Source organism: Caulobacter sp. B11, assembly GCF_002737765.1.
Lineage (GTDB): Bacteria > Pseudomonadota > Alphaproteobacteria > Caulobacterales > Caulobacteraceae > Caulobacter.
Map to the genome: position 1 here is coordinate 1 of NZ_PEGG01000235.1, position 5,134 is coordinate 5,134.

Below are 5,134 nucleotides of genomic sequence, written 5' to 3' on the forward strand. Positions count from 1 at the left end.
TCCAACCGCGGGTCGTGGTGACGCAGATGACGGCCGCGCCGCGTTCGGTGGCGGCGGCGCGCAGCAGCTTGATGACGGTTTCGCCGCTCTTGCCGTCAAGAGCGGAGGTTGGCTCATCCGCGAAGATCAGGTTGGGGTTCTTGGCCAGAGCCCGGGCGATGGCCACCCGCTGCTTCTCGCCGCCCGACAGTTCGGATGGGCGCTGGTTGACGCGCGGGCCCAAGCCTACCGATTCCAACGCGGCCTGGGCGCGGCGCGAGGTCTCGCCGGGACTTACGCCCTGGTACTTCAGAACCGTCATCACCTGCTGCTTGGCCGTGAGGGCCGGGAACAGGTTGAAGCCCTGGAAGATGAAGCCGCAGTGATCGAGGCGGAACTTGTCGATCTTGCCTTTGGGCAGGGCCCACAGGTCCTTGGCTTCAAGCGCCGACACCTTGCCTTCGTCCGGCTGCAGCAGGCCCGAGAGCGCCGCCACCAGGGTCGACTTGCCTGACCCCGAGGGCCCCATGACCATGGTCACGTCGCCGTGCTTGGCGTCGAAGTCCACGCCCTTGAGCACTTCGATGAAGGTGCGGCCGGTCTTGAAGCGTTTGACCAAGCCTTGGGCGGAAAGGGCGGTCTGGCCGCGCTTGTGGCTGTGATCATTGCTCATCGCAGCAGGTCCGCGGGTTGGCTGTTCTTGAGGATGCCCAGGGACAGGAAGCCCGACAGCATGGCGATCAACACCAGGAAGACCGCGACGATCACCACTAAGGTGGGAGGGAAGTACATCGGCACGCCGCTGGCGCTGGCCAGAAGGTAGACAAGCCAGGTTAGCAACCCTGCTGCCAACACGCCGACAACTCCGACCCAGAAGCTCAGCTCCATGACGATGTTGCGCAGGTCGCCCATCGACACGCCCAAGGCGCGCAAGCTGGCGAATTCCTTGATGTTGGCCATGATCGCGCCGCGGAGGGTTTGCCAGGTGATGGACACACCGATCAGCAGGCCCAGGAAGGCCGAGAAGCCCAGCATGATGCTGATGATCTGACCGTCCAGCATGTTGCTGGCGTTGGCGTCGGCCAGTTCCTGCCGGGTCCAGGCCTTAAACTTGCCATCACCCTTCTTGTTCAGTTGGGCGGCGACGATCTCGGCGCGGGCCGGGTCGCGAATCTGGACCATCAGGGGAGCAACGCGCGGGCCGGTGTCGGCTTCGCCCAGCATTCGAAGGGTGTCGCGCGACATCACCAGGGTCGGCTGGATGATATTAGGATAGCCGGTGGTGACCACGGCGATGGTGATGGTCTTGCCATTATAGATCGCCTTGTCGCCCTTCTTGACGCCCAGGCGCTTCAGGGCCGTTTGGTCCACTGCGACAGCGTAGGGCTGACGCAGGGCTTCCACCATGGAATTGCTGTAGTCCGTCGGTACAGTGACGTAACCGGGGATGGCGTCGATCACGGTCACATTAACGAATTCACTCTTTCGGCCGTCATTACTTTTGTCGCCTCCGCCCTTACCTTTTCCAGCTTGCTTTGCGCGTGCCTCCTGCTTGGCCTGTTCTTTCTGCGACAGGATGTTTTGGAAGCGACCACCGGATCCGTCGAGTGGGGCCACTTGCACGACTTCAGGATGGCTGAAAACCAGGGGAATCACGCGACGCGGCAAGCCCGACGGACCACCGCCGAACAGCGCCTTGGCGCCGGGGCCCAGCACCATGATGTCGGCGCGGGCGCGATCGATCTGGGCGGTGAAACCCTTGCCGATGCCGACGAACATCCCGACCTGGGCCAAGACCAGCAGACCGGAGAACGCCAGGGCGACCACGGCCGCCATGTAACGGCGCCACTCATACAGCAATGTGGCCAAGGCCAGCGACATGCGAACTAAGCTCCCCCAATCGAGGGTTGCAGCAATGCAGGCCCGTCGCTCAACGGCCAAGTTAAATCGGGGTAAGGCTCGGAAGCCGCGCTCGTCCGGTGGTTCTCCACCGACCCGGCGCGCGCGCGCAAGGCCAATTGCGGCGGTCGAAAGGCGCGGGGACTCGCCGATGTTTCTGCGACGCAAAATATTGAAATAGGGAACATTTCTCGCATCGACCCGGGCGCGCCCAACCGGGTCCGCCCCTTGCGCCGCGCGCCCAAGGGCCAATTCAGAGAAGGGATGGCTCACATGAATGTCTCCAACGCCTCGTCATCAGCGGCCTTGCTGCAGATGCAACAGGCCCGCTTCCAGTCCGCCGATGCCGACGGGGACGGGGCGCTGTCCCTGTCGGAGTTTCAAACGGCCCAGCAGAATGTGCAGGGGCCCGGCAATAAGGGGCCGCCGCCGCCCAAGCCCGACCGGGCGGCGTCCGACTCGAATTTCAGCGCCGACACAATGGCGACCTTGCTTGATGTGCAGCAGACCTCCGACACCGATCGGGCCGCCGCGCTGTTCGCTTCGGCCGACGCTGACGGGGACGGGGCGGTCACCAGCGAGGAGATGGCCGCCCTGAAGCCGGCCCATGGACCGGGCCATGGACCGGGTCGTCCCGAAGGCCCGCCGCCGAGCGCGGCCGAGGACGGGGCCGGGTCCTCCGAAACCGCCACGAACGCCGCCGACACCAATGGCGACGGCGTCGTCAGCATGGCCGAACTGCTGCAGTCGCTGTCGGACTCGGCCGACAGTCTGGGATCGGATGTCTCGAGCGAGGCGGCGGATCTGATGCGCAAGCTGCTCGCCCAGCTCTCGGAGTCCCTGACCCAGACCGAGGACAGCGCCACCACGACCGCGACGGAGGTCACCGCCTAGGCGCAAAGGTCACGGGCCAGGCAGAACGCCGGCCCGAAGCCCTCGCCGCCGCATGGCGCTTGCGCAGACCCGTCATGTCGTGGACAAACTGGCCTCTTGGCCGGCGTCGAGGGGGCGCCGTCTTATCAAAGGTCCTTCAGTCTTGATGTTTCTTCCCGAGAACGTTCAGGCCCTCGCTGGCGTGGCGCTGACCTTGGGCCTGTGCTGGCTCGTCTCTGAAAACCGCAAGCGCTTCCCATGGCTGCTGGCCATCGGCGCCATCGTCGTCCAGGTCGGGCTTGTGCTGCTGCTGTTCGGCCTGCCCCAGGCCCAGGCGCTGCTGCGCGGCGTCAATGGCGCGGTCGAGGGGCTGTCGTCCTCGACCCAGGCCGGCACCATGTTCATCTTCGGCTTCCTGGCGGGGGGCGACCAGCCCTATCCGGTCAACAACCCGGGCCTGGGCTTCATCTTCGCCTTCCGCGTCCTGCCCGTGATCCTGGTGGTCTGCGCCCTGTCGGCGCTGCTGTGGCACTGGAAGATCCTGAAATGGGCGGCGCAGGGCTTTGGCTTCGTGTTCCAGAAGACCCTGGGCCTGCGCGGCCCGCCGGCCCTGGCCACCGCCGCCACCATCTTCATGGGCCAGATCGAGGGCCCGATCTTCATCCGCGCCTATCTCGACAAGCTGAGCCGTTCGGAACTGTTCATGCTGATCGCGGTCGGCATGGCCTGCGTCAGCGGCTCGACCATGGTGGCCTACGCCACCATCCTGGCCGACATCCTGCCCAACGCCGCAGCCCACGTGCTGACCGCGTCGCTGATCTCGGCCCCGGCCGGGGTGCTGCTGGCCCGCGTCATCGTCCCGGCCGACCCGATGGAGAAGGTCTCCAGCCTGGATCTCAACACCGAGGACAAGACCTATGGCAGCGCCATCGACGCGGTCATGAAGGGCACCACCGACGGGCTGCAGATCGCCCTGAACATCGGCGCCACCCTGATCGTCTTCGTGGCCTGGCGACCATGGTCGACAAGGGCCTGGCCGCCCTGCCCGACGTCGGCGGCCAGCCGCTGAGCATCGCGCGCGGCCTGGGCGTGGTCTTCGCGCCCCTGGCCTGGTCGATGGGCATTCCCTGGAAGGAGGCCGGCACGGCCGGCGGCCTGCTGGGCGTGAAGCTGATCCTCACCGAGTTCACGGCCTTCATCCAGATGTCCCCAGAACCGGTCCGGTCCTGCTGGACGAGCGCACCCGGATGATCATGACCTACGCCCTGTGCGGCTTCGCCAATATCGGCTCGGTCGGCATGAACGTGGCCGGCTTCAGCGTCCTGGTCCGAGCGTCGGCAGGAAGTGCTGGGGCTGGTCTGGAAGGCGATGATGGCCGGGTTCCTGGCCACCTGCCTGACCGGCTCGCTGATCGGCCTGATGCCTCGGAGCCTGTTCGGGCTTTAGGCGCTTCCCATTGGCCCCGAAACTGAAGCATCCTCCGGTGACAAGCCGGGAGGATTTCTTTTTGAAGCTCTATGACAGTCTCCGCGCGCCCAATCCGCGCCGTGTCCGCTGGTTCATGGCCGAGAAAGGGCATCGAGGATATCGAGATCATCAATCTCGACATCTTCAAGGGCGAGCACCGCGATCCGGGCTTCCTGGCCAAGGCCGGCCTGCCGAATGTTCCGGCGCTCGAGCTGGAGGACGGCACGACTCACCGAGTCGGTGGCCATCTGCCGCTATCTCGAAGCGTCTATCCCCTGCCCAATCTGTTTGGTCGTGACCCGCGCGAGGTCGCCATCGTCGAGATGTGGACGCGGCGGGCCGAGATGATGATCGCCACGCCGCTGATGATGGCCTGCGCCATGCCCATCCGGCCCTGGCCGCGATCGAGACCCAGGTTCCGGAGATCGCCGCCAATGGCCGCGCCACCGCCGAAAAGGCCTCAAGGTGCTCAATCGGCACCTGGCCGCCCAATGAGTTCATCGCCGGCGAGCGGGTGACCATCGCCGACATCCTGGCGGGTGGACGCCATCGACTTCGCCCGGATGGTCAAGTTCCGGCCCGACGAAGGCCTCAAGTATGTCGTCCGCTGGCATGCCGCCATGATGGCCCGGCCGGCCGCCCTGGCGGGGGTCTAGCCAGGCCCAAGCCTCACCAGCACCAGGTCGCCCATGGCGTGGGTCGCGCCGACGCTTTCGGCGCCAGAAAAGGGGCGACGGCTTCGGGATTCAGCGCCCCGTCGGCGGCCGACCGCCGCCTCGCCATGGATGCCCTTGGCGATGAACAGGCAGTCCAGGCCCTGGTCGTGGGCGCCCTTGACGTCGGTGATCACCCCGTCGCCGACGCACAGCACGCGGGCGCGATCGACGGACGTCCCAGCAGGATCGCGGCCTCGTCC

Annotated in this window: 3 protein-coding genes and 3 pseudogenes; 3 read left to right on the top strand and 3 right to left on the bottom strand. The window is 66.0% G+C overall.

Annotated elements, in window-relative coordinates; translation table 11 throughout:
- Together CSW58_RS09940 and CSW58_RS09945 are read right to left on the bottom strand one after the other, a co-directional pair.
- Positions 1-652: pseudogene (locus CSW58_RS09940) on the bottom strand (ABC transporter ATP-binding protein); the annotation flags it as partial.
- On the bottom strand, positions 649-1,860 hold the full coding sequence (locus CSW58_RS09945) for an ABC transporter permease (RefSeq protein WP_099447177.1): 1,212 nt from the start codon (positions 1,858-1,860) through the stop codon (positions 649-651). The gene CSW58_RS09945 and the pseudogene CSW58_RS09940, both read right to left, overlap by 4 nt.
- A 282-nt stretch (positions 1,861-2,142) precedes the next feature.
- On the opposite strand from CSW58_RS09945, the gene CSW58_RS09950 reads away from it, so the two are divergent.
- The 3 genes and pseudogenes from CSW58_RS09950 (at position 2,143) to CSW58_RS09960 (ending at position 4,736) form a co-directional block, all read left to right on the top strand.
- A complete protein-coding gene (locus CSW58_RS09950; protein ID WP_099447178.1) occupies positions 2,143-2,772 on the top strand; it encodes an EF-hand domain-containing protein in 630 nt (209 codons plus the stop codon).
- 145 nt (positions 2,773-2,917) lie between these two features.
- Positions 2,918-4,197: pseudogene (locus tag CSW58_RS09955) on the top strand (NupC/NupG family nucleoside CNT transporter).
- A 101-nt stretch (positions 4,198-4,298) separates the two neighbouring features.
- Positions 4,299-4,736 (top strand): hypothetical protein, encoded by a 438-nt coding sequence (locus CSW58_RS09960; protein ID WP_369825152.1) that lies wholly within the window; start codon positions 4,299-4,301, stop codon positions 4,734-4,736.
- Positions 4,737-4,870: 134 nt separating this feature from the next.
- On the opposite strand, the pseudogene CSW58_RS09965 reads toward CSW58_RS09960, so the two are convergent.
- Positions 4,871-5,134, bottom strand: a pseudogene (locus tag CSW58_RS09965) (HAD hydrolase-like protein); the annotation flags it as partial.